Genomic DNA, 22,952 nt, shown 5'->3' with positions numbered 1-22,952 from the left:
AACCGTTCCTATGTAATGCCGTTATTTTGCTAGCGATGCTCAGATAACCTGACTATAGGGAGGGCAAGGAGGCGAATGAAATTACGAATTGGAATGAGTAGTTCCTCAAAGGAATAACGATCTGGAAAAGCAAATATCAAAAAGTGCTTAAGCCACCGGATTTCGGGCATTTAGGAGCAAATGAAATTGTTTTACCGCGATCACGGTTTCATACTAGCGGCTAAAAATTTCTGCTTGGTATTTAAGGACTCACTATGTTTTCCGCATTGCGCCACCTGATTACCGCCCTGGCGCTCGGCGCGTGCTTTATCCTTCCCGCACAGGCAACATCTTCGAAGCCCGGAGATATCGCAAATACCCAGGCACGCTACATCGCCACATTCTTCCCAGGCCGGGTGACGGGTTCTCCGGCAGAAATGTTATCTGCTGATTATATACGTCAGCAATTTCAACAGATGGGCTATAGCAGTGATATTCGGACGTTTAACAGTCGCTATATTTATACCGCCAAAGATAATCGTAAAAACTGGCATAACGTAACGGGCAGTACCGTCATTGCAGCCCATGAAGGCAAGGTGCCACAGCAGATTATTATCATGGCGCACCTCGACACCTACGCCGCACAAAGTGACGCCGATTCCGATGCCAATCTGGGTGGATTAACCCTACAGGGTATCGACGACAACGCCGCAGGGGTGGGCGTGATGCTGGAGCTGGCTGAACGGCTCAAAAATGTGCCGACGCAGTACGGCATTCGCTTTATCGCCACCAGCGGCGAAGAAGAAGGCAAACTGGGCGCAGAGAACATCCTGAAGCGAATGAGCGCCGCCGAGAAGAAAAATACGCTGCTGGTTATCAACCTCGATAACCTGATCGTTGGCGATAAGCTCTATTTCAACAGCGGGAAAAGAACCCCGGAAGCCGTACGAAAACTGACGCGCGACCGGGCGCTGGCCATCGCGCGCAGCCGCGGTATTGTCGCCAGCACCAACCCCGGGCTGAACAAAGACTATCCAAAAGGTACCGGCTGCTGTAACGACGCAGAGGTGTTCGATAACGCGGGAATTGCCGTCCTGTCCGTTGAAGCGACCAACTGGAGCCTGGGCAAGAAAGATGGCTATCAACAACGCGCCAAAAGCCCCTCGTTCCCCGACGGCAACAGTTGGCACGATGTACGGCTGGACAACCAACAGCATATCGATAAAGCGTTACCGGGCCGGATTGAGCACCGCAGCCGCGACGTGGTACGCATTATGCTGCCGCTGGTAAAAGAGCTGGCGAAGGCAGGGTAATCCTGAAGAAAAAGAGCCTCGGTAATGCATAACGCTTACCGAGGCTCATATTACCCTTCGTGCAACCCACACTCACGCTTCAGGCCAAAGAAGCGTGTCTCCTCTTCCGCCATACCGGGTTCCCATTTGCGGGTGGTGTGCGTATCACCCACCGACAGATAGCCCTGATCCCACAGCGGATGGTATTTCAGACCGTGCTTCTGCAAATACTGGTAAACCGTGCGGTTATCCCAGTCGATGATCGGCAGCACTTTAAACACGCCGCGCTGGATAGCCAGCACCGGCAAATGCGCACGACTGCCTGACTGCTCGCGGCGCAGACCCGCGAACCAGGTTTGCGCGTTAATCTCTTTTAGCGCCCGGTTCATCGGCTCAACTTTGTTGATGTCATTGTATTTTTCAATACCCTCAACGCCCTGCTCCCACAGTTTGCCATAGCGTGCTTCCTGCCAGGCTGCGCTCTCTTTGGCGCGGTAAACCTTGAGATTTAGCTTGAGCTTGTCCGTTAACTCATCGATAAACTGGTAGGTTTCCGGGAACAGATAGCCAGTATCGGTCAGAATTACCGGGATATCCGGGCAGATCTGATTCACCAGATGCAGACTTACTGCGGCCTGAATACCAAAGCTGGAAGAAAGCACATATTCTCCCGGCAAATTCTCCAGTGCCCACGCCACGCGGCCTTCGGCGCCCAGCTTTTCCAGTTGGCTGTTAGTTTCAGCCAGAGCCATAACGCGTTCAACTTTCGGCAGATCGTTCAATGCGTGTAGATCGAGTACGGACATAATTACCTCATCTTATGCCTGATGGCGCTACGCTTATCAGGCCTACAAAACCGTCGCGTCACCAGGCAAAGGGAACTTATTCCCAGAAATCACGCGCTGGATCGAGCACCGGGCGAATGATGCCCGCACGCACCGTAAAGTCGCCGAAGCCTTCACCCGCTTCGCGCTCTTTCGCCCAGCGCCCAACCAGTTCGTCAACGGAATCGAGAATTTCTGATTCCGTAATATTTTCGCGATACATACGCGGAATACGCGTCCCCATGCGATTGCCGCCCAGGTGCACGTTGTAGCGACCCGGCGCTTTGCCCACCAGCCCCAGCTCCGCCAGCATCGCGCGGCCGCAGCCGTTCGGGCAGCCGGTCACGCGCATCACAATATGCTCGTCCGGGATACCGTGTTTTTCCAGAATCGCTTCCACTTTGTCCGTGAACGACGGCAGGAAACGCTCGGCTTCCGCCATCGCCAGCGGGCAGGTCGGGAACGACACGCAGGCCATCGAGTTTTCACGCTGCGGTTTCACCGCATTCATCAACCCGTGGTCGCGCGCCAGCTTCTCGATCTTCGCTTTCTGGCTTTCCGGCACGCTGGCGATAATCAGGTTCTGGTTAGCGGTGATGCGGAAATCGCCTTTGTGGATCTTCGCGATCTCCAGCAGACCGGTTTTCAGCGGACGTCCCGGGTAATCCAGGATACGACCGTTTTCGATAAACAGCGTCAGGTGCCAGTTGTTGTCGATCCCTTTCACCCAACCAATGCGATCGCCGCGACCGGTAAACTCATACGGGCGGATCGGCTCAAATTTGATCCCCGCGCGACGCTCAACTTCTTCTTTGAACGTGTCGACACCGACGCGCTCAAGCGTATATTTGGTTTTCGCGTTTTTACGATCGGTACGGTTACCCCAGTCACGCTGGGTCGTCACCACCGCTTCGGCTACCGCCAGGGTATGCTCCAGCGGCAGGAAGCCAAACTCGCTGGCTGTACGAGCGTAGGTTTTCTTATTACCGTGCTCAATAGACAGACCGCCGCCAACCAGCAGGTTAAAGCCCACCAACTTGCCGTTTTCGGCAATCGCCACGAAGTTCATGTCGTTGGCGTGCAGATCGATATCGTTCTGCGGCGGGATCACCACCGTGGTTTTAAATTTACGCGGCAGATAGGTTGCGCCAAGGATCGGTTCTTCGTCGGTGGTCGCGACCTTCTCCTGATCGAGCCAGATCTCCGCATAGGCGCGGGTGCGCGGCAGCAGATGTTCAGAGATCTTTTTCGCCCACTCATAGGCTTCCGCGTGCAGCTGCGACTCATAAGGGTTGGAGGTACACAGCACGTTACGGTTCATGTCGTTGGCAGTCGCCAGCGCATCCAGCCCCACCGAATGCAGCATCTGATGCACCGGTTTGACGTTCTTCTTCAGAATACCGTGGAACTGGAAGGTCTGACGGTTAGTCAGACGGATGCTGCCGTAAATTGTGTTGTCAGCGGCGAATTTATCGATCGCCTTCCACTGGGTAGTGGTGATCACCCCACCCGGCAGACGACAGCGCAGCAGCATCGCGTGACGCGGCTCCAGCTTCTGCTCGGCGCGCTCGGCGCGAATGTCGCGGTCATCCTGCTGGTACATGCCGTGGAAACGGATCAGCAGGAAGTTATCGCCGTGAAAACCGCCGGTCAGGCCATCATTCAGGTCTTCCGCGATGGTGCCGCGCAGGAAATTACTTTCACGCTTCATGCGCTCGGCGTCAGTCAGTTTGCCTTCGACCACTAAAGGCCCTGGGTATTTTTCGCTCATTAGTAGACATCTCGCTGATAACGGCGCTCGACGCGCAGCTCACTTAAAAATTCATCCGCCGCTTCGATGTCCATTGCACCGAATTCAGCAATCACTTCCAGCAACGCCTGCTCAACGTCTTTCGCCATGCGATTAGCGTCGCCGCAGACATAAATGTGGGCACCGTCATTGATCCAGCGCCACAGTTCTGCGCCCTGTTCGCGCAGTTTGTCTTGTACGTAGATTTTTTCTTTTTGGTCACGTGACCAGGCCAGATCGATCCGGCTCAGCACGCCTTCTTTCACGTAACGCTGCCATTCAACCTGATAAAGGAAATCCTCGGTGAAGTGCGGGTTACCGAAGAACAGCCAGTTCTTGCCTTCGGCGCCATCGGCCGCACGCTGCTGCATAAAGGCGCGGAATGGCGCGATACCGGTGCCAGGACCAATCATAATCACCGGCGTCTGTGGGTTAGCCGGCAGGCGGAAGTTGTCGTTATGTTCGATGAATACGCGGACTTCGCCCTCTTCTTCCACGCGGTCAGCGAGGAAGCTGGAAGCTCCGCCAGCGCGGGCGCGGCCTTCAATCTCGTAACGCACAACGCCGACGGTGACGTGGACTTCGCTTTCAACTTCCGCCTGCGCGGAGGCGATAGAATAGAGGCGCGGCGTCAGTGGACGCAGCAGGCCGATTAACGCGTCGGCATCAAGCTGTGCCGGCGAGAAACGCACCATATCGACGATTGGCGTGGTAGCCGCATACTGCTGCAGCTGGGCTTTATCGCCCACCAGCGGCAGTAGCGATTCACTGCGCGTCAGCGTGGCGTAGTTTTCCACGATATTCGCGGTGTTGACCGTCAGCTCGAAATGCCACTCCAGCGCTTCGGCCAGCGGTAGGATTTTTCCTTCGACCGTGACCGGTTCATCCCCTTTCAGCCACAGCAGTTCAACCAGCTCTTTCACCAGAGCCGGATCGTTCTGATACCACACGCCCAGCGCGTCGCCCGGCTGATAACGCAGACCGGAATCGCCAAGGTCGATTTCGATATGGCGGACGTCTTTTTCCGAGTTACGACCGGTAATTTTCTGGTTCACCGACAAGGACGCAGTCAGCGGTGCTTCTTTGGTGTAGGGGCTGGTATGTACTTCATTTACCGCACCGCTCGCTGCAACTTGTACAGACGGGGCAGCAGGCGCACGCGCTTTCAGCACATCGACCAGACGCGCGCGCCATTCGGAGGCGGCAGCCTGGTATTCCACGTCGGCGTCGACGCGGTCGAGCAGGCGCTCACCGCCCAGCTCGGCCAGCTTGCTGTCGAAGTCTTTCCCGGCCTGGCAGAAAAATTCGTAAGAGGTATCGCCAAGACCCAGCACCGCAAAGGCGGTATCGGTCAGCTTCGGCGCTTTTTTCGAGAACAGGAACTTATGCAGCGCGACGGCTTCTTCCGCTGGTTCGCCTTCTCCCTGAGTCGATGCCACCACAACCAGCAACTTTTCATTGGCGATTTGTTTGAATTTGTAGTCGCCGGCATTGATCAGAGTGACATTGAGCTTCGCGGCGATCAGATCATCGCGCAGCGCTTCCGCCACACGGCGCGCATTACCGGTTTGCGAGGCGGAGATAAGCGTAATCCCTGGCATTTCTGCCGCAGGCGCAGGGGCTGTCACATTGCTGGCTGGCTGCTGATTCAGCACACCCCAAAAGTAACCAGAAACCCACGCCAACTGTGCGGGAGTGAAATCGGTAGTGGCCGCCTGAAGGCGCGCCAGTTGCTCCGGGTTTAGCGGTAGCAGAGCGGAAGGTGGGGCCTGTGTCGTCATGCGTTGTCATGTTCCAGTAAGCAAAGCTGTTTTTCGCGCCCAAATGGCACCAAAAAAAGAAATGAAAATACTCTAAATAATTCGAGTTGCATGAAGGCGGCAAGTGAACGAATCCCAGGAGCTTACTGAAGTAAGTGACTGGGATAAGAGAGTGAAGCCAACACACATGCAGCTCGAAGTATGACGAGTATTAGGTTAACGGCGGGCATAGTAACAACTAAAGAAGGGATAGAAATAACAAATAACCAAATGAACTAACCTGTTTTAGTTATAGTTATTAACAGCAAAATCGATTTAATAAGCCTATGATATATAAAAATTTATTAAGCATTATCTTTATGAATGGATTGTTCTGATACTCTGCGCCCTTTTAACTAATGATAAAATTTGCTCTTTACGGTACCCTACGGCGGTTTTTCGCATTCTTGAGAGTAAAAAATGTCCACCACCTTGTTTAAAGATTTCACCTTCGAAGCCGCTCACCGCCTGCCGCATGTACCGGAAGGGCATAAGTGTGGTCGCCTGCATGGTCACTCATTTATGGTGCGTCTTGAAATTACCGGTGAAGTCGATCCGCATACCGGTTGGATTATGGATTTCGCAGAGTTAAAGGCGGCGTTTAAGCCGACTTACGACAGACTCGATCACTACTATCTGAACGATATTCCGGGCTTAGAAAACCCAACCAGCGAAGTGCTGGCAAAATGGATTTGGGATCAGGTTAAACCTGTTGTCCCTCTGCTGAGCGCAGTAATGGTGAAAGAGACCTGCACGGCGGGTTGCGTGTATCGCGGCGAGTGATAGTGACTTTGCCGGATGGCGATGCGTAGCCCACCCGGCAAAATTTATCAGGCAATATTCAGGTACTTATGGGTCTGCATCGACAGACGCCAGTTACGCGCGATACAGATATCAATGCACAGACGCGTCGCATCTTCTTTCTGGCTGATTGGCTGTAAGGCAATGATCCGTGGCTTGTCATCGCTCAACGTTGCCAGCAGTTCATCCAGCGCTTCAATATCGCGAACGCGGCCGACCGGATGTTTGATTTCATTCGCGCGCTCCAGCGCCTGTGACAGCACATCATAACCACCGCGCATATTCACCTTCGGCGATACGGTTACCCAGGTATTCGGCGTACAGCGTACTTCGTGGGTACCACTGGTCTCAATCTGGCAGCTAAAGCCGTTCTTTTCCAGCAGGTCAGTCAGCGGCATCAGGTCATGAATGCAGGGCTCGCCGCCGGTGATCACCACGTGACGGGCGGTATAGCCCTGACGCTGAATAACAGCCAGCAGATCTTCGCTGCTCGCCGCGCCCCACTTATCGCTCTCTTTAGTCTTGGCCAGGATGCTGTACAGGGAGACTTCCCGATCCTCAAGCTTATCCCAGGTGTGTTTGGTATCGCACCAGGCACAGCCAACCGGGCATCCCTGTAAACGAATAAAAATGGCGGGGACGCCGGTAAAGTAACCCTCACCTTGCAGGGTCTGGAACATCTCGTTAATCGGGTACTGCATAGCGTTCTCAATATGGGGATAAACGCTAATTATCGCAGATCCCCGCCAAAGTATCATGCCCCATCGATGCTTTACGAGGCGATTGCCGCGACAAAGCGTGCCGTTATCTGCTGCGGACGCGTGATAGCGCCTCCAACCACCACGGTATGCGCGCCTAATGCCAGGCAACGTGCGGCGCGTTCCGGGGTATCGACGTTACCTTCCGCCACGACCGGTATGGTGACCGCCGCCAACACCTCACGTAAAAAACCGCAGTCGTTTTCCGCCAGCACATGCCCGGCAGTGTCCGCGGTATAGCCATAGAGCGTGGTGCCCACGCAGTCAAACCCCAGCCGCTCTGCTGTTACCGCCTCATCAACGGTGGCGATATCCGCCATCAGCAGTACGGACGGGTAGCGGGCGCGGATTTGCGTGACCAGTTCTTCCAGCGTTTGCCCACCAGGACGCGGTCGCGCTGTCGCATCCAGAGCAATAATTTCCGGCTCAACGGTCATCAGCTCATCCACTTCCTGCAGGGTGGCCGTAATAAACACCTCGCTGCCCGGATAATCGCGCTTGATAATTCCTATTACCGGCAGGGACACGCTCTCTTTGATCGCGCGAATATCTACCACACTGTTCGCACGGATACCTATCGCCCCGCCCTGCGCTGCCGCCAGCGCCATACGCGACATAATAAACGGGCTGTGCAGGGGCTCATTTTCCAGCGCCTGGCAGGAGACAATTAACTTACCTTTCAGGGAATCCAGTACAGTTTTCATCACGATAAGATCTCTTCGACTTCATTTTTAATAATGGTGACATGCGGGCCATAAATCACCTGAACACCGTTGCCGCGAATAATTACGCCACGCGCTCCGGTCGCTTTCAGCCCCGCTTCATCTACCTTGCTGCTCTCTTTCACCGTCACGCGTAAGCGTGTGGCGCAACAGTCCACCTCTTCCAGATTCTCTTTGCCTCCCAGCCCGGCGATGACGGCTGCTGCGCGTTCGCTCTGAGGCAGACCGGACTCCACCTGGGCAGCGTTCTCACGCCCCGGCGTCAGCCAGTTAAAGCGGTTAATCAAATAACGGAAGGTGAAGTAGTAAAGAAAGAACCACGGACCCCCAACCAGAGGGACGTACATCCAGTTAGTTTTCGCTTCTCCCTGTAGCACGCCGAAGAGGAGGAAATCGATCAGTCCACCCGAAAAGGTTTGCCCAATAGTGATATGTAAGATATGCGCCATCATAAACGCCAGCCCATCGAAGAAGGCGTGAATGACATATAACACCGGAGCCACAAACAGGAAGGAGAACTCAATAGGCTCAGTGATGCCCGTCAGGAAAGAGGTCAGAGCAGCCGACAGCAACAGTCCGGCGACAAGCTTTCTGTTCTCCGGTTTTGCCGTGTGGTACATCGCCAGGCATGCGCCAAGCAGGCCAAACATCATGGTGATAAAGCGCCCGGACATAAAGCGCGAGGTACCGGCATAAAACTGCTGCGTATTCGGATCGGCAAGTTGGGCAAAGAAAATACGCTGGGTGCCTTCGACCAGTTGACCGTTGACGATTTCGCTCCCGCCCAGCGCCGTCGTCCAGAACGGCAAATAAAAAATATGGTGTAAACCCAGTGGACCAAGCATACGCAGGATGAAGCCGTACAGCAGCGTCCCCAGATAGCCCGTCGCATCCACCAGACCGCCCAGTCCAAAAATGAGCTTCTGGAAATGCGGCCACACCACCGTCATGATCGCCCCCACCACAATCGCGGCAAGCGAGCTGATAATCGGTACAAAACGCGAACCACTGAAAAAACCAAGAAACTGAGGGAGTGAGACTTTATTGAAACGACTATGCAGCGCGCAAGTGACCAGACCAATCACTACCCCACCAAACACGCCCGTTTCCAGCGTCTGAATGCCCAGCGTCATCCCCTGGCCCACAGCACCTGGATTCTCGTGCGCCAGCGTTCCGTTGAGCGTTAACAAAGCGTTGATGGTGGCATTCATCACCAGAAATGCCAGCAAGGCCGCAAGGCCCGCCGTGCCTTTATCCGTTTTCGCCAGCCCCACGGCGACACCAACCGCAAAAAGCACCGACAGGTTGGCAAACACGATAGAACCCGCGCTGGTCATGATCGTGAAGATTGCCTGCAGCCAGTCGACATTCAAGAATGGGTAGGCCGTCAGCGTATTGGGATTCGACAAAGCCCCACCAATCCCCAGCAACAACCCCGCTGCGGGCAATACCGCAATCGGCAGCATGAACGATTTGCCGAACCTTTGCGCCTTTTCAAACCATGCGCCTGACGAAGCGCCGCTAAATATTTGCATCATTTTTTCATCTCCCCGATCATTGATGAAAATTTTTACCATAATTAATTATAAAAATGAAAATTACCATCAAAAACCAGGAAGCCGATCATACTTTTTTAAAATGACTGGCATCTCTCCCCTGCTTTCCGCCACACTATCGGCAGAGAAACGCATTAAGGATTTTGCATGTCAGAAAATGAAAACCTGCTGCTGAGATTGCGCCAGGGCGTTGATGGATATAGTCGAACTCAACAAAAGCTGGGAGAGTTTGTGCTTAGCGATCCGGCAAGAGTGGTCTATCTGACGATTACCGAACTGGCGCGTGAAAGCGACACCAGCGAGGCGAGCGTCACGCGTCTGTGCCGTACGCTGGGGTGTAAGGGCTATAACGAATTTAAGATGGCGCTGGCACTCGATCTCCGGCAAGGAGAGCCGGTAGAGCACAGCGGTGATGAGATTGACAATGTCGTCAATGAATCCGTGCAAGCGCTGCAGGACACGGCAAAATTACTCGACAGAACATTACTGGAAGCAGCCGCTCTGGCGCTGCATCAGGCTCAGTCGGTACAAATTTATGGCGTAGCGGCCAGCTCTATTCTGGGTGAGTATTTACATTACAAACTCCTGCGCCTCGGCAAACCCGCGCAATTGTTCAGTGACATGCACCGTGCAGCTATGAACGCTACAACGCTAAGCAAAGATACGCTGGTAGTGGCGATATCCAGCTCAGGCTCCACGCGCGATCTGCTGCATGTCGTAAAGCTGGCGCGTAAGCAAGGCGTACGCGTACTGGCGCTGAGTAATACACCGCGTAGTCCGCTGGCTTCGCTGAGTGATATTCAACTGGTCGCAGCCAAACCGGAAGGTCCATTGAGTGCTGGTGCGCTAAACGCCAAGGTGGGTGTCATGCTGTTAGTGGAACTGCTCACCACGTCGCTGATTGCGCTGGATGAAAAGTACAGCGATGTGAGCCAGCAAACGGCGAGTGCGACCCTACCGCTACTGCTTTAAAGACATAAAAAAACCCGCCGCAGCGGGTTTTTACGTTAAGAGTTAAAGAACAGGATTACAAATAATAATGATGGGGACGCCGGCAAAGTTCCCCCCTTCTTGCTAAGCCTGGAACATCTCGTGAATGAATACTGCTAGCGTTCTCAGTATGAAGATAAGCAATAATTCTCACAGAATCCGGGAACGGGTTATACGCTGCAACTGTTTAAGGTAAGATTCCCGGTTCTCATTTAAATCCCTCGTAACTTGATATAAATTCTCCATACTTTAAAATAATTTTTGTGAAACCGACAGGTTAACTCAATAACAAAAAACAATAACCCGAATATTAAAAAAAAAGCCCATAGTTCCCTGGAGTATTCTTGTGTAATCGAAAATACAAAAAAAGATATAACTAAAAACAGGATAATATCAGCTTTAATGATATTTGCATCTGTCAATAAATAGGCTTTCTGTATATTTACTTTATTTTCATTAGCAAAGCGAATAAGTTTCTGTACTTTATAGTCACTAAAACCCGCAAGTTTAATACTTTCAATTAAAGCCTTATCATTCTGATCATATATTTTGAAGAACATTTCCTTATTCCCTCAATTCGGCCCAGTTAGTACTTTCTCCACCAAGAAGTTGATAAATAGTAAATCCGCTAACTGCATCGCCGATTAATTCATTAGTTCCCCCAACAGCGCCCAGGGTTCTCCAGCTGCGAATATAATCTTCCTGTATATAGTGGAATAATTTCCATGAATCTATTCTCAACGTCAGCGTTGAGGCTGAACCGAAAGACAGAATAAGATCTCCCGTTGAAAAAGCAATATCACCATCCTTGTCATCTCCACCCAAAAGCTTTGCTGCCTGGCGGTAGGCATACCTCAAAGGCATTTTTTTGGAGTCTTCATGATATAGTAAATAATAATCATTTTCCCATACATTCTCGCTTCCTTGCATCATTAAAGGAACTCCATAATTTTTACATGCAGCACCAAGGCTTGCTTTACATAAACCAAACCCACCGATAACTTGCATTGCTCCACTAATGAATCCAACTCGCTTTAATGTTATTGTAAGCGTAGAGTGCCGTTCTCTTTCACGCTCAGCTATTGCATATAATTTAATAGCCCCCATCCTTAATTGCATATGATATTTAGTTAAAGACATATGATATTCACGTAATCTATCCATAGACCTGCCGAAGTCTAATTTTCCATACCGATATTCATCAAGGCAATCTGATGTGAATCTGCGTTCCTCTCTCATATATTTCGAACGTATAGCCGGATCATGAAGATATTGAAAACTAATATCATAGACAAGCCGGTCGATCTTTTCTTTTTCACGTTGCAAATTCATTAATCCATAACTACTCAAAATAACCTCCTGTTATTTCCCGAGCAATTTACATTGAATCTTAATGCTCCAGATTAAATTTATGACAAAGGGCGTAAAGAAGAGTGAAATGAGACCTACACCAATACAGAAGAGAATGTTTACTATGAAGAAATCTATACCCTCAGAAAGTGATGAAAAAATTACAGCCAATAGCAAAACCGTACACCAGGCATAATATCTCCAGGCATAGAGAAAAAATGCCCGACTTAAGCTGATATTTTTCAGTTTTGCCAACTTTATCAGGATAGCAGCATCCTTTTTTTTCATGCCCGCTTTCGCCAGTATGTCTTCCAATTCGTTATTCATTCAATATTTCTATTATTGTTCATGATAAATATAAAAAATACATACAAAAATAATCACATCATTAAATTACTCTTAGTAAAATAATAACAAAGTGATAAAGATCAAATCGTTCATGAAAATTTTCAATTACGAATAAATTACAGACGTAAAAAAACCCGCCGCAGCGGGTTTTTACGTTAAGAGTTAAAGAACAGGATTACGCCTGACCTTTGATCTCTTTACGACCGTTGTACGGAGCCTGTGCACCCAGAGCTTCTTCGATACGAATCAGCTGGTTGTACTTAGCAACGCGGTCAGAACGGCTCATAGAACCAGTTTTGATCTGGCCTGCAGCGGTACCAACAGCCAGGTCAGCGATAGTAGCGTCTTCAGTTTCGCCAGAACGGTGAGAAATGACAGCGGTGTAGCCAGCGTCTTTCGCCATTTTGATCGCAGCCAGAGTTTCGGTCAGAGAACCGATCTGGTTGAATTTGATCAGGATGGAGTTAACGATGCCTTTTTCGATGCCTTCTTTCAGGATCTTGGTGTTGGTTACGAACAGATCGTCACCAACCAGCTGGATTTTGTCGCCCAGAACTTTAGTCTGGTATGCGAAACCGTCCCAGTCAGACTCGTCCAGACCATCTTCGATGGACACGATCGGGTACTGTTTGGTCAGTTCTTCCAGGAAGTGAGTGAATTCTTCGGAGGTGAATGCTTTGTTGCCTTCGCCAGCCAGAACGTATTTACCGTCTTTGTAGAATTCAGAAGCTGCACAGTCCATCGCCAGAGTGATGTCTTTGCCCAGCTCGTAGCCAGCTGCTTTAACCGCTTCAGCGATTACAGCCAGAGCTTCAGCGTTGGAACCCAGGTTCGGCGCGTAGCCGCCTTCGTCACCAACTGCAGTGTTCATACCTTTAGCTTTCAGAACTTTAGCCAGGTTGTGGAACACTTCAGAACCCATACGTACGGCTTCTTTCAGAGTCTTAGCGCCAACCGGCTGAATCATGAACTCCTGGATGTCGACGTTGTTGTCAGCGTGCTCACCACCGTTGATGATGTTCATCATCGGAACCGGCATGGAGTATTTGCCCGGAGTACCGTTCAGTTCAGCGATGTGCGCATACAGCGGCAGGCCTTTAGCAGCAGCTGCTGCTTTGGCGTTCGCCAGGGACACAGCCAGGATGGCGTTTGCACCGAAGTTGGATTTGTTTTCAGTACCGTCCAGATCGATCATGATCTTGTCGATGCCAGCCTGATCTTTAGCATCTTTACCCAGCAGAGCCTGAGCAATTGGGCCGTTAACAGCTGCAACAGCTTTCAGTACGCCTTTACCCATGAAACGGGATTTGTCGCCATCGCGCAGTTCCAGTGCTTCGCGGGAACCAGTAGAAGCACCTGACGGAGCTGCTGCCATACCAACGAAACCACCTTCCAGGTGTACTTCGGCTTCAACAGTCGGGTTACCACGGGAGTCGATGATTTCACGACCGATGATTTTAACGATTTTGGACATTAGGTTTTCCTCAGTACAAGTTAAACTAAAACTCCAGACAAACAATGCACCCGAATGGGTGCATTGCCGTTCTAACTTTTTACTTCTTACTTCGCCTGACGCTTCTGATGTTCACTGGCGGCTTTCACAAAGCCGGCAAACAGCGGGTGCCCATCACGTGGCGTGGAAGTAAATTCCGGGTGGAACTGACAGGCCACGAACCACGGATGATTCGGTACCTCGATGATCTCGACCAACTGATCATCACCGGAACGGCCTGCAACACGCAGACCAGCAGCTTCAATCTGTTTCAACAGCATATTGTTGACTTCGTAGCGGTGGCGATGGCGTTCAACGATTGTCGGCGTGCCGTACAGTTGACGGACCAGACTTTCATCGCTCAGTTGACACTGCTGCGCGCCAAGACGCATGGTGCCACCCAGATCGCTCTTCTCGGTACGGACTTCGACGTTGCCGTCTTCGTCACGCCATTCGGTAATCAGGGCCACCACCGGGTACTTACAGTCTGGCACAAATTCCGTGGAGTTGGCGTTGTCCATACCCACTACGTTACGCGCAAACTCAATCAACGCAACCTGCATACCCAGGCAAATGCCCAGATAAGGAATATTGTTCTCACGCGCAAAGCGCGCCGTCGCGATTTTACCCTCAACACCACGGTAGCCGAAGCCGCCAGGGATCAGGATAGCATCCAGACCTTTCAGGATCTCAACGCCGCGCGTTTCAACATCCTGCGAATCGATCAGCTTGATGTTGACGGTGACACGATTCTTCAGACCACCGTGCTTCAGCGCTTCAATCACTGACTTATAGGCATCCGGCAGTTCAATGTACTTGCCGACCATACCGATAGTCACTTCACCTGCCGGATTCGCTTCTTCGTAGATAACCTGTTCCCATTCTGACAGATTAGCTTCCGGACAGTTCAAGCTGAATCGTTTACAAATATAATCGTCAAGGCCCTGGGATTTCAACAGGCCCGGAATTTTATAGATGGAATCGACATCTTTCAGAGAAATCACCGCTTTTTCCGGAACGTTACAGAACAATGCAATTTTCGCACGTTCATTAGCCGGAACTGCGCGATCGGAGCGGCAGATCAGGATATCTGGCTGAATACCGATAGAAAGCAGCTCTTTTACAGAGTGCTGAGTCGGTTTCGTTTTGACTTCACCTGCCGCCGCCATGTACGGAACCAGCGTCAGATGCATAAACAGCGTGTGCTCACGGCCAATTTCTACGGCCATCTGGCGAATCGCTTCAAGGAACGGCAGAGATTCGATATCCCCAACGGTTCCGCCGATTTCGACCAGAACAACATCATGACCTTCACCGCCTTCCAGAACGCGCTCTTTAATTGCGTTGGTGATATGCGGGATAACCTGAACAGTAGCGCCCAGATAGTCGCCACGGCGTTCTTTACGCAGAACGTCAGAGTAGATACGACCCGTGGTGAAGTTGTTGCGGCGGCTCATTTTCGTACGGATGAAACGCTCATAGTGACCCAGGTCCAGGTCGGTTTCAGCGCCGTCTTCGGTAACGAACACTTCCCCGTGTTGGATTGGGCTCATAGTACCCGGATCGACGTTGATGTACGGATCCAGTTTCATCATGGTCACGTTGAGGCCACGGGCTTCAAGAATGGCTGCGAGGGAGGCTGCGGCAATGCCTTTTCCCAGAGAGGATACGACCCCGCCGGTCACAAAAATATAGTTCGTTGTCATGCTGGACCTGAGAAGTTAGGGTGAAACGATGGAATTACCAAGACGGGAAAGTAGTATACCCGAACATGACGAGCGCCACAAACTTTCATTATCCCTCCTCTTCACCAGGCTCACATTAACATCGGGAGTGAGAAAATAGCCCCTTTGGGGTAAATGTTTTTGACGTAAATCAAGCGCTTGTTATTTAAAAAATCACACAAAACGCCCTTGACCGACGAAATCCCTTAGAGATCAATTTCCTGCCGTTTTACCTGTTGCCAGACTTCTTCCATTGTTTCCAGATCCACACCCGTCATTTCCAGACCGCGTGCAGCGACAATTCGCTCAACTTCACGAAAACGTCGCTCAAATTTTTCGTTCGCTTTTTGCAATGCGGTCTCTGCTTTTGTCCCCAGATGACGAGCCATGTTGACTGTGGCAAACAGCAGATCGCCTATTTCTTCCTCCAGTTTAGCCTGGTCGACAACAGCCTGCTTTGCCTCAAACATGACTTCGTCGATCTCTTCATAAACTTTATCGACAACCGGTCCTATTGTTTTCCAATCGAAGCCAACATTAGAGCAACGTTTCTGGATTTTCTGGGCGCGCATTAGCGCCGGTAAACTGCGGGGAATATCATCGAGCGCGGAATGCTGTGCTTTCTCGGCGCGTTCTTCGCTTTTAATTTGCTCCCAGCGGGTGAGCACTTCAGTACTGTTGCTGGCAGAAACATCAGCGAATACATGCGGATGCCGGCGTTCAAGCTTATCGCTGATGGCGGCGCAGATATCATTGAAATCAAAACGGCCTTCTTCCTGCGCCATCTGGGCGTAAAACACCACCTGGAACAGCAGGTCGCCGAGCTCTCCACGCAGGTCGTCGAAGTCTTCACGCGCAATCGCATCCAGTACTTCATAGGTTTCTTCGAGGGTGTAAGGGGCAATAGTGGCGAATGTCTGCTCTTTATCCCACGGACAGCCGTTTTCCGGGTCGCGCAGGCGCTGCATAATACCGAGCAGTCGATCGATTTGGTTCATGTGAAAATCCTGGAGATTTGAATAACTGTAGGCCGGATGGCGGCTTCGCCTTATCCGGCCTACGTTCGTATTAATTACCGTGCAACCGCCGCGCGTCGATCACATCCGGCACCTGGTTCAGCTTACCAAGCACGCGCCCGAGCACCTGCAGGTTATAGATTTCGATGGTCATATCGATGGTGGCCAACTGTTGTTTGGTATCGCTCCGGCTGGCAACCCCCAGCACGTTCACTTTCTCGTTGGCAAGAATGGTGGTGATATCACGCAATAAACCGCTGCGATCGTTGGCCTGGACGCGAACCACCAGCGAATATCCCGCCGAGTAGCTTTCGCCCCAAACCGCATCAACAATCCGCTCCGGCGCGTGCGAACGCAGCTCTGCCAACTGTTCGCAATCGGCCCGGTGCACGGAAATACCGCGCCCCTGAGTGATAAACCCAACGATTTCATCGCCAGGAATCGGCTGGCAGCAGCGGGCAATGTGGTGCATCAGGTTACCAACCCCTTCCACCACGACGCGACCATCGTCTTTACGGCGACTCTGCGGCGCCTGGGTTTTCTGCTGAAGCTGTTTCAGCGCGGCAGCATCCTGCTCAGCAGCGCTCGGCTTATTAAACTGCGCCTGCAGGAAGTTCACCATCTGGTTGAGACGGATGTCTCCTCCGCCAATCGCCGCCAGCAGTTCATCCAGCTCATTGAAGCTGTAGCGCGGCAGCAGATGTTTTTCCGCCTCTTTCAGGCTAATGCCCAGGTGCGCAAGCTCGTCGTCGAGGATCTGGCGGCCCGCAAGGATGTTTTTGTCACGATCCTGTTTACGGAACCAGGCGTGGATCTTCGAACGACCACGGCTGGTGGTTACATAGCCAAGGTTAGGGTTCAACCAGTCACGGCTTGGGTTTGGCTGTTTCTGGGTGATAATTTCAATTTGATCGCCCATCTGTAACTGGTAGGTAAACGGCACGATGCGCCCACCAATTTTCGCGCCAATACAACGATGCCCTACATCACTGTGAATGTGGTACGCAAAGTCCAGCGGCGTGGAGCCTGCAGGTAAGTCCACAACGTCACCTTTTGGCGTAAAGACGTAAACCCGGTCATCGAAGACCTGGCTGCGGACTTCATCCAGCATTTCGCCGGAATCCGCCATCTCTTCCTGCCAGGCGATCAGCTTACGCAGCCACGCAATGCGGTCTTCATGCCCAGAACGCGCCGCGCCTGATGCAGTCCCTTCTTTGTACTTCCAGTGTGCCGCCACGCCCAGTTCGGCATCTTCGTGCATCTGTTTGGTGCGGATCTGGATTTCAATGGTTTTTCCACCCGGTCCCAGTACAACCGTATGGATTGACTGATAGCCGTTGGGTTTCGGATTAGCGACGTAATCATCGAACTCATCCGGCAGATGGCGATAGTGAGTATGTACTATCCCGAGCGCGGCATAGCAGTCCTGTAAGCGCTCCGCCACGATACGCACCGCGCGGACATCAAACAGCTCATCGAAGGCTAACTGCTTTTTCTGCATTTTTCGCCAGATGCTGTAGATATGCTTCGGACGCCCGTACACTTCGGCTTTGACGCCTTCCGTTTTCATCTCTGAACGCAGATGGCCAACGAACTCTTCAATATAGTGTTCGCGATCGATACGACGCTCGTGCAGCAGCTTGGCAATGCGTTTGTATTCGGCCGGGTGCAGGTAGCGGAAGCAGTAATCTTCCAGCTCCCATTTTAATTGCCCGATGCCTAAACGGTTGGCCAGCGGCGCATAGATGTTGGTGCACTCTTTTGCCGCCAGAACGCGTTCATCTTCCGGCGCGTCTTTCACTTCACGCAGATGCGCGATCCGCTCTGCCAGCTTGATGACCACGCAGCGGAAATCATCCACCATTGCCAGCAGCATACGGCGGACGTTATCGACCTGCTCGGAAGAGACTGAGTCGGTATGCGTGGCTTTCAGCTGGCGTATCGCCGCCATATCGCGCACACCATGGATAAGATGCACAATCGATTTACCCACGCTTTCACGCAGGATATCCTCACTGACCACGTTGGCATCCGCCAGAGGAAACAGCATTGCTGCACGCAGTGTGTCGATGTCCATACTCAACATAGAGAGTATTTCTACCATCTCCACGCCACGCCATAACAGCAGATCTGCATCAGGATGTCCCTGTGTTTGCTGCTGGCAGTACGCCCAGGTTTCGGCTAAGCGTTCACACGACTGCTGGCTGGAGATTCCCAGACTCGCGATCCATTTCTTGGGATCAAACTCACCAGCTTTATTTATATGTGCACTTCTTACCGCAACCATTGTCCTCTCCTTTAGGGGCCAGGCCTGTCGAAGTCGACAAGCCTTACCCATTGTCTTTCATGCTGCATTACAACCCGAAATCCAATGGGTACAAATTTCATTACAAACGCTCAAACAGGACCATTGATTCCAGGTGTCCAGTGTGGGGGAACATATCGAGCATCGCCAGTCGCCGTATGGCATATCCCGCGTTGAGCAAAGCGTCGCTGTCACGAGCCAGCGTTGCAGGGTTACAGGATACATAAACAACGCGTATAGGTTCTAATTTTATAATATGTTGCATTACACCGGCAGCCCCCGCACGCGCAGGATCGAGCAATACTTTGTCGAATCCGTTTTTCGCCCACGGCTGCCGGGTAACATCTTCCTCAAGGTTTTCATGAAAGAATGTCACGTTGTGTAATCCGTTATTCAGCGCGTTTTCCCGGGCTTTTTCGACCAGCGCCGGAACCCCTTCAACCCCTACCACGCTTGCTGCCCTTACTGCCAGCGGCAGGGTGAAATTCCCCATACCGCAGAACAGATCGAGCACGCGATCTTCAGGTCGCACATCCAGCCATTCCAGCGCACAGGCGACCATTTTTTGGTTTACCCCTGCATTGACCTGAATAAAATCACGCGGGCTGAAGCTTAACCGTAGTCCATTTGAGTCATACCAGGGCGATTCTTCTGATACTGATTCAAGTATCTCGCTTTGCGGGGCCAGAAACAAAGACAGCCCCTGAGAATGCGAAAAGCATTCCAGTTTTTCTTTATCCGCCGCACTCAAAGGCGCCGTGTGGCGTAAAATCATCAGGGTTCCGCTCCCTGCCTGCACCAGCTCAACATGACCGAGATGACGTAACCCTTGCAAACTCTCCAGACACGCCCTGATGTGGGGCAACAGCGCTTCAAGTTGGGGCACCAGAATAGGGCATTGTTTGACATCAATAATGTCGCTGGAACCGGATTTGCGGAATCCCATCTGCAACTTTTGTTCTTTTGACCGATAGTTCAGACTCAAACGTGCGCGACGACGATAGCCCCACGGGGTATCAGCGATAATATCCGACACTTCACATTTCATTAAACGCGCTAACGCCGCGCTTTTGCTACGCTGCTGCAACGGGATGCTGGCGTGCTGCTGCTGGCAACCGCCACAGACGCCAAAATGCGGGCAACGTGGCACTTCACGCTGCGGGCTGTCGTTTAAACGTCGTTTTACTTGCGCGCGGGCGAACTGTTTTTTATCTTCGGTAATCACCACCTCTGCGCTTTCCTGGGGTAGCAATTCCGGTATAAACAACGCCTTTCCGTTATGGCGAGCGACACCCTGACCAAAAGGATCGAGGTCATTGACGGTAACGGTTATGATCTGACGCGTCGTCACGCGTCGTTTTGCAGAGTAGAATTGCGCCATCGACGAGATATTTCTCTATTTAACAGTGTGACCCTAATTGTCCCATAACGGAACTCCATGACCAACTACAGCCTGCGCGCACGCATGATGATTCTGATCCTGGCCCCGACCGTCCTGATTGGTTTGCTGCTCAGTATCTTTTTTGTTGTGCATCGCTATAACGACTTGCAGCGTCAACTGGAAGATGCCGGCGCCAGCATCATAGAGCCACTGGCGGTCTCCAGCGAATATGGCATGAACCTGCAAAACAGGGAATCCATTGGCCAGCTTATCAGCGTACTGCATCGCCGCCATTCCGATATCGTGCGGGCAATTTCTGTCTATGACGAGAATAACCGGCTGTTTGTCACCTCCAATTTTCATCTCGATCCATCTGAAATGCAGTTGGCGACCGGTTCACCGTTTCCCCGTAAGCTGAGCGTCACCCGGCTCGGGGATATCATGATCCTACGAACTCCAATTATATCGGAAAGCTATTCGCCGGATGAATCTGCCATAAGCGACGCCAAAAATACGCAAAACATGCTGGGGTATGTAGCGCTTGAGCTGGACCTCAAGTCGGTTCGACTGCAGCAATATAAAGAGATCTTTATCTCCAGCGTAATGATGCTGTTTTGTATTGGTATTGCGTTAATTTTCGGCTGGCGTCTGATGCGCGACGTAACCGGCCCGATTCGCAACATGGTGAATACCGTTGACCGTATACGTAGAGGGCAGCTCGACAGCCGTGTGGAGGGTTTCATGCTGGGCGAGCTGGATATGCTCAAAAACGGTATCAACTCGATGGCGATGTCTCTTGCAGCCTACCATGAAGAGATGCAGCACAATATCGATCAGGCGACTTCCGACCTGCGTGAAACGCTGGAGCAGATGGAAATCCAGAACGTCGAACTGGATCTGGCGAAAAAACGCGCCCAGGAGGCGGCCCGAATTAAGTCTGAGTTTCTGGCTAACATGTCGCACGAGCTACGCACCCCGCTGAATGGCGTGATTGGCTTTACGCGCCTGACGCTGAAAACCGAGCTTAACACCACGCAGCGCGATCACCTGAATACGATTGAGCGATCGGCCAACAATCTGCTGGCCATCATCAATGATGTGCTCGACTTCTCCAAACTGGAAGCGGGCAAGCTCATTCTGGAAAGCATCCCATTCCCGCTTCGCAGCACGCTGGATGACGTCGTCACGCTGTTAGCGCACTCATCCCATGATAAAGGGCTTGAGCTGACGCTGAATATTAAGAATGATGTGCCGGACAACGTCATCGGCGACCCGCTGCGCTTACAGCAGGTCATTACCAATCTGGTCGGCAATGCCATCAAATTTACCGAGGGCGGTAATATCGACATTCTGGTCGAGAAACGCGCCCTCAGTAACACGAAAGTGCAAATTGAAGTGCAAATCCGCGATACCGGCATCGGTATCCCTGAGCGCGATCAGTCTCGCCTGTTCCAGGCCTTCCGTCAGGCGGACGCCAGTATTTCCCGCCGCCATGGCGGTACCGGACTGGGTCTGGTCATTACGCAAAAACTGGTCAACGAAATGGGCGGGGATATCTCCTTCCACAGCCAGCCGAACCGGGGCTCCACCTTCTGGTTCCATATCAGTCTCGATCTCAACCCTAACGTTCTCATCGATCGCTCGACAACCCGGTGCCTTGCGGGTAAACGACTGGCCTATGTCGAACCTAACGCCACTGCCGCGCAATGCACGTTAGATATATTAAGTGAAACGCCGCTGGAGGTGATTTACAGCCCTTCATTCTCCGGGCTGCCGAAGGATCACTACGATATTCTGCTGATTGGCATTCCGGTCACTTTACGCGAACCGCTCACCATGCAACATGAGCGGTTGGCAAGCGCAGCGGCGATGACCGATTTCCTGTTATTAGCCCTGCCCTGTCACGCACAGATTAACGCCGAGAAATTGAAACAAGGCGGCGCAGCGGCGTGTCTGTTGAAGCCTCTCACCTCAACCCGTCTGCTGCCTGCGCTGACAGAGTATTGCCAGTTGAACTACAGCGCGGATCAGCCGTTGCCAGATGAGAGCAAAATTGCCATGACCGTTATGGCGGTGGACGACAACCCGGCAAACCTCAAGCTGATTGGCGCACTGCTGGAAGATAAGGTACAGCACGTCGTGCTCTGCGACAGTGGACACCAGGCGGTGGATCGTGCCAAACAGATGCAGTTTGATCTGATCCTGATGGATATTCAGATGCCCGACATGGACGGTATTCGCGCCTGCGAGCTAATCCACCAGTTGCCTCATCAACAACAGACGCCGGTTATTGCGGTTACCGCGCATGCCATGGCGGGGCAAAAAGAGAAGCTGCTCAGCGCCGGGATGAACGATTACCTGGCGAAGCCTATCGAAGAAGATAAGCTGCACAATCTCCTGTTACGCTACAAACCCGGCGCGACCACATCGCTTAGGGCGCTCGCAGTTGAACCTCTGGAGCCGGTCGTCAATCTGAATACCACGCTCGACTGGCAACTGGCATTAAGACAAGCCGCGGGGAAAAACGATCTGGCGCGGGATATGTTGCAAATGCTGCTCGATTTCCTACCCGAAGTGCGCAACAAAATTGAAGAACAGCTGGTAGGCGAAAACCCTGAAGGTCTGGTGGATATGATTCATAAGCTGCACGGTAGTTGCGGCTATAGCGGCGTCCCCCGCATGAAAAACCTGTGCCAGCTCATTGAGCAACAATTACGTAGCGGGACTAAAGAAGAAGAGCTGGAGCCTGAATTTTTAGAGCTGCTGGATGAAATGGACAACGTTGCGCGCGAAGCGAAAAAGTTGTTGGGCTGATATTTGCCGGAT

Annotated in this window: 18 protein-coding genes; 4 read left to right on the top strand and 14 right to left on the bottom strand. The window is 52.0% G+C overall.

Features of this window, described 5'->3' with window-relative positions; genetic code table 11:
* The first annotated feature begins 254 nt into the window (after window positions 1-254).
* A complete protein-coding gene (locus FDX14_RS10380; protein WP_137349472.1) occupies window positions 255-1,292 on the top strand; it encodes an aminopeptidase in 1,038 nt (345 codons plus the stop codon).
* A 50-nt stretch (window positions 1,293-1,342) separates the two neighbouring features.
* Here the strand turns inward: FDX14_RS10380 and cysH are convergent, their stop codons facing one another.
* The 3 genes from cysH to cysJ all read right to left on the bottom strand — a co-directional run bounded on the left by cysH (window position 1,343) and on the right by cysJ (window position 5,665).
* Entirely contained in the window at window positions 1,343-2,077 is a 735-nt protein-coding gene (cysH, locus tag FDX14_RS10375; protein ID WP_137349471.1) for a phosphoadenosine phosphosulfate reductase, read from the bottom strand.
* Between the two features lie 76 nt (window positions 2,078-2,153).
* Window positions 2,154-3,866, bottom strand: coding sequence for an assimilatory sulfite reductase (NADPH) hemoprotein subunit (cysI, locus tag FDX14_RS10370; RefSeq protein WP_137349470.1), 1,713 nt, complete (start codon window positions 3,864-3,866; stop codon window positions 2,154-2,156).
* Window positions 3,866-5,665 (bottom strand): NADPH-dependent assimilatory sulfite reductase flavoprotein subunit, encoded by a 1,800-nt coding sequence (gene cysJ / locus FDX14_RS10365; protein WP_042310694.1) that lies wholly within the window; start codon window positions 5,663-5,665, stop codon window positions 3,866-3,868. Before cysJ ends, cysI begins: the two co-directional genes overlap by 1 nt.
* Window positions 5,666-6,103: 438 nt before the next feature.
* Between cysJ and queD the strand changes: the two genes are divergently transcribed.
* Window positions 6,104-6,466 carry a 6-carboxytetrahydropterin synthase QueD gene (queD, locus tag FDX14_RS10360; RefSeq protein ID WP_006687049.1) on the top strand — a complete coding sequence of 121 codons (363 nt, stop codon included), beginning with the start codon at window positions 6,104-6,106 and terminating at the stop codon, window positions 6,464-6,466.
* A gap of 47 nt (window positions 6,467-6,513) precedes the next feature.
* On the opposite strand, the gene queE is transcribed toward queD, so the two are convergent.
* From queE to FDX14_RS10345, 3 genes are all read right to left on the bottom strand, one after another.
* The gene (gene queE / locus FDX14_RS10355; RefSeq protein WP_137349469.1) at window positions 6,514-7,185 is read right to left on the bottom strand and encodes a 7-carboxy-7-deazaguanine synthase QueE; all 672 of its coding nucleotides are present in this window, start codon (window positions 7,183-7,185) and stop codon (window positions 6,514-6,516) included.
* 71 nt (window positions 7,186-7,256) lie between these two features.
* Complete coding sequence (locus tag FDX14_RS10350; RefSeq protein WP_061382359.1) at window positions 7,257-7,946, bottom strand: N-acetylmannosamine-6-phosphate 2-epimerase; 690 nt, start codon at window positions 7,944-7,946, stop codon at window positions 7,257-7,259.
* Window positions 7,946-9,502 carry a maltose/glucose-specific PTS transporter subunit IIC gene (locus FDX14_RS10345; protein ID WP_137349468.1) on the bottom strand — a complete coding sequence of 519 codons (1,557 nt, stop codon included), beginning with the start codon at window positions 9,500-9,502 and terminating at the stop codon, window positions 7,946-7,948. Before FDX14_RS10345 ends, FDX14_RS10350 begins: the two co-directional genes overlap by 1 nt.
* A 165-nt stretch (window positions 9,503-9,667) precedes the next feature.
* On the opposite strand from FDX14_RS10345, the gene FDX14_RS10340 reads away from it, so the two are divergent.
* Window positions 9,668-10,492, top strand: coding sequence for a MurR/RpiR family transcriptional regulator (locus FDX14_RS10340; protein WP_137349467.1), 825 nt, complete (start codon window positions 9,668-9,670; stop codon window positions 10,490-10,492).
* 230 nt (window positions 10,493-10,722) lie between these two features.
* On the opposite strand, the gene FDX14_RS10335 is transcribed toward FDX14_RS10340, so the two are convergent.
* The 8 genes from FDX14_RS10335 to rlmD all read right to left on the bottom strand — a co-directional run bounded on the left by FDX14_RS10335 (window position 10,723) and on the right by rlmD (window position 20,126).
* Window positions 10,723-11,070: a hypothetical protein gene (locus FDX14_RS10335; protein WP_061382361.1), complete on the bottom strand. Its 348-nt coding sequence runs from the start codon at window positions 11,068-11,070 to the stop codon at window positions 10,723-10,725.
* 4 nt (window positions 11,071-11,074) lie between these two features.
* Window positions 11,075-11,860, bottom strand: a complete 786-nt coding sequence (locus FDX14_RS10330; RefSeq protein WP_137349466.1) for a DUF4225 domain-containing protein — start codon at window positions 11,858-11,860, stop codon at window positions 11,075-11,077.
* 12 nt (window positions 11,861-11,872) lie between these two features.
* On the bottom strand, window positions 11,873-12,187 hold the full coding sequence (locus tag FDX14_RS10325; RefSeq protein ID WP_061382362.1) for a hypothetical protein: 315 nt from the start codon (window positions 12,185-12,187) through the stop codon (window positions 11,873-11,875).
* Window positions 12,188-12,383: 196 nt separating this feature from the next.
* Complete coding sequence (gene eno, locus FDX14_RS10320; protein ID WP_042310706.1) at window positions 12,384-13,682, bottom strand: phosphopyruvate hydratase; 1,299 nt, start codon at window positions 13,680-13,682, stop codon at window positions 12,384-12,386.
* 86 nt (window positions 13,683-13,768) lie between these two features.
* Window positions 13,769-15,406, bottom strand: coding sequence for a glutamine hydrolyzing CTP synthase (gene pyrG, locus FDX14_RS10315; protein WP_005130912.1), 1,638 nt, complete (start codon window positions 15,404-15,406; stop codon window positions 13,769-13,771).
* Window positions 15,407-15,630: 224 nt separating this feature from the next.
* The gene (gene mazG / locus FDX14_RS10310) at window positions 15,631-16,422 is read right to left on the bottom strand and encodes a nucleoside triphosphate pyrophosphohydrolase (RefSeq protein ID WP_042311157.1); all 792 of its coding nucleotides are present in this window, start codon (window positions 16,420-16,422) and stop codon (window positions 15,631-15,633) included.
* Window positions 16,423-16,492: 70 nt separating this feature from the next.
* Window positions 16,493-18,727: a GTP diphosphokinase gene (relA, locus tag FDX14_RS10305; protein WP_042310708.1), complete on the bottom strand. Its 2,235-nt coding sequence runs from the start codon at window positions 18,725-18,727 to the stop codon at window positions 16,493-16,495.
* Between the two features lie 100 nt (window positions 18,728-18,827).
* Window positions 18,828-20,126 (bottom strand): 23S rRNA (uracil(1939)-C(5))-methyltransferase RlmD, encoded by a 1,299-nt coding sequence (rlmD, locus tag FDX14_RS10300; protein ID WP_061382363.1) that lies wholly within the window; start codon window positions 20,124-20,126, stop codon window positions 18,828-18,830.
* Window positions 20,127-20,183: 57 nt separating this feature from the next.
* Between rlmD and barA the strand changes: the two genes are divergently transcribed.
* On the top strand, window positions 20,184-22,940 hold the full coding sequence (gene barA, locus FDX14_RS10295) for a two-component sensor histidine kinase BarA (RefSeq protein ID WP_137349465.1): 2,757 nt from the start codon (window positions 20,184-20,186) through the stop codon (window positions 22,938-22,940).
* Window positions 22,941-22,952 lie beyond the last annotated feature (12 nt).

It is taken from the genome of Citrobacter sp. wls710 (genome assembly GCF_005281115.1).
GTDB lineage: Bacteria > Pseudomonadota > Gammaproteobacteria > Enterobacterales > Enterobacteriaceae > Citrobacter > Citrobacter werkmanii.
This window is presented reverse-complemented; position numbering and strand designations above follow the sequence as displayed.

Bases quoted from the DNA above. Each gene is read 5' to 3' on its own strand.
- pyrG (WP_005130912.1), bottom strand. From the start codon at position 15,406: ATGACAACGAACTATATTTTTGTGACCGGCGGGGTCGTATCCTCTCTG.
- FDX14_RS10345 (WP_137349468.1), bottom strand. From the start codon at position 9,502: ATGATGCAAATATTTAGCGGCGCTTCGTCAGGCGCATGGTTTGAAAAG.
- FDX14_RS10335 (WP_061382361.1), bottom strand. From the start codon at position 11,070: ATGTTCTTCAAAATATATGATCAGAATGATAAGGCTTTAATTGAAAGT.
- queD (WP_006687049.1), top strand. From the start codon at position 6,104: ATGTCCACCACCTTGTTTAAAGATTTCACCTTCGAAGCCGCTCACCGC.
- cysH (WP_137349471.1), bottom strand. From the start codon at position 2,077: ATGTCCGTACTCGATCTACACGCATTGAACGATCTGCCGAAAGTTGAA.
- mazG (WP_042311157.1), bottom strand. From the start codon at position 16,422: ATGAACCAAATCGATCGACTGCTCGGTATTATGCAGCGCCTGCGCGAC.
- relA (WP_042310708.1), bottom strand. From the start codon at position 18,727: ATGGTTGCGGTAAGAAGTGCACATATAAATAAAGCTGGTGAGTTTGAT.
- eno (WP_042310706.1), bottom strand. From the start codon at position 13,682: ATGTCCAAAATCGTTAAAATCATCGGTCGTGAAATCATCGACTCCCGT.
- cysI (WP_137349470.1), bottom strand. From the start codon at position 3,866: ATGAGCGAAAAATACCCAGGGCCTTTAGTGGTCGAAGGCAAACTGACT.
- FDX14_RS10380 (WP_137349472.1), top strand. From the start codon at position 255: ATGTTTTCCGCATTGCGCCACCTGATTACCGCCCTGGCGCTCGGCGCG.
- FDX14_RS10340 (WP_137349467.1), top strand. From the start codon at position 9,668: ATGTCAGAAAATGAAAACCTGCTGCTGAGATTGCGCCAGGGCGTTGAT.
- FDX14_RS10325 (WP_061382362.1), bottom strand. From the start codon at position 12,187: ATGAATAACGAATTGGAAGACATACTGGCGAAAGCGGGCATGAAAAAA.
- barA (WP_137349465.1), top strand. From the start codon at position 20,184: ATGACCAACTACAGCCTGCGCGCACGCATGATGATTCTGATCCTGGCC.
- cysJ (WP_042310694.1), bottom strand. From the start codon at position 5,665: ATGACGACACAGGCCCCACCTTCCGCTCTGCTACCGCTAAACCCGGAG.
- queE (WP_137349469.1), bottom strand. From the start codon at position 7,185: ATGCAGTACCCGATTAACGAGATGTTCCAGACCCTGCAAGGTGAGGGT.
- rlmD (WP_061382363.1), bottom strand. From the start codon at position 20,126: ATGGCGCAATTCTACTCTGCAAAACGACGCGTGACGACGCGTCAGATC.
- FDX14_RS10350 (WP_061382359.1), bottom strand. From the start codon at position 7,946: ATGAAAACTGTACTGGATTCCCTGAAAGGTAAGTTAATTGTCTCCTGC.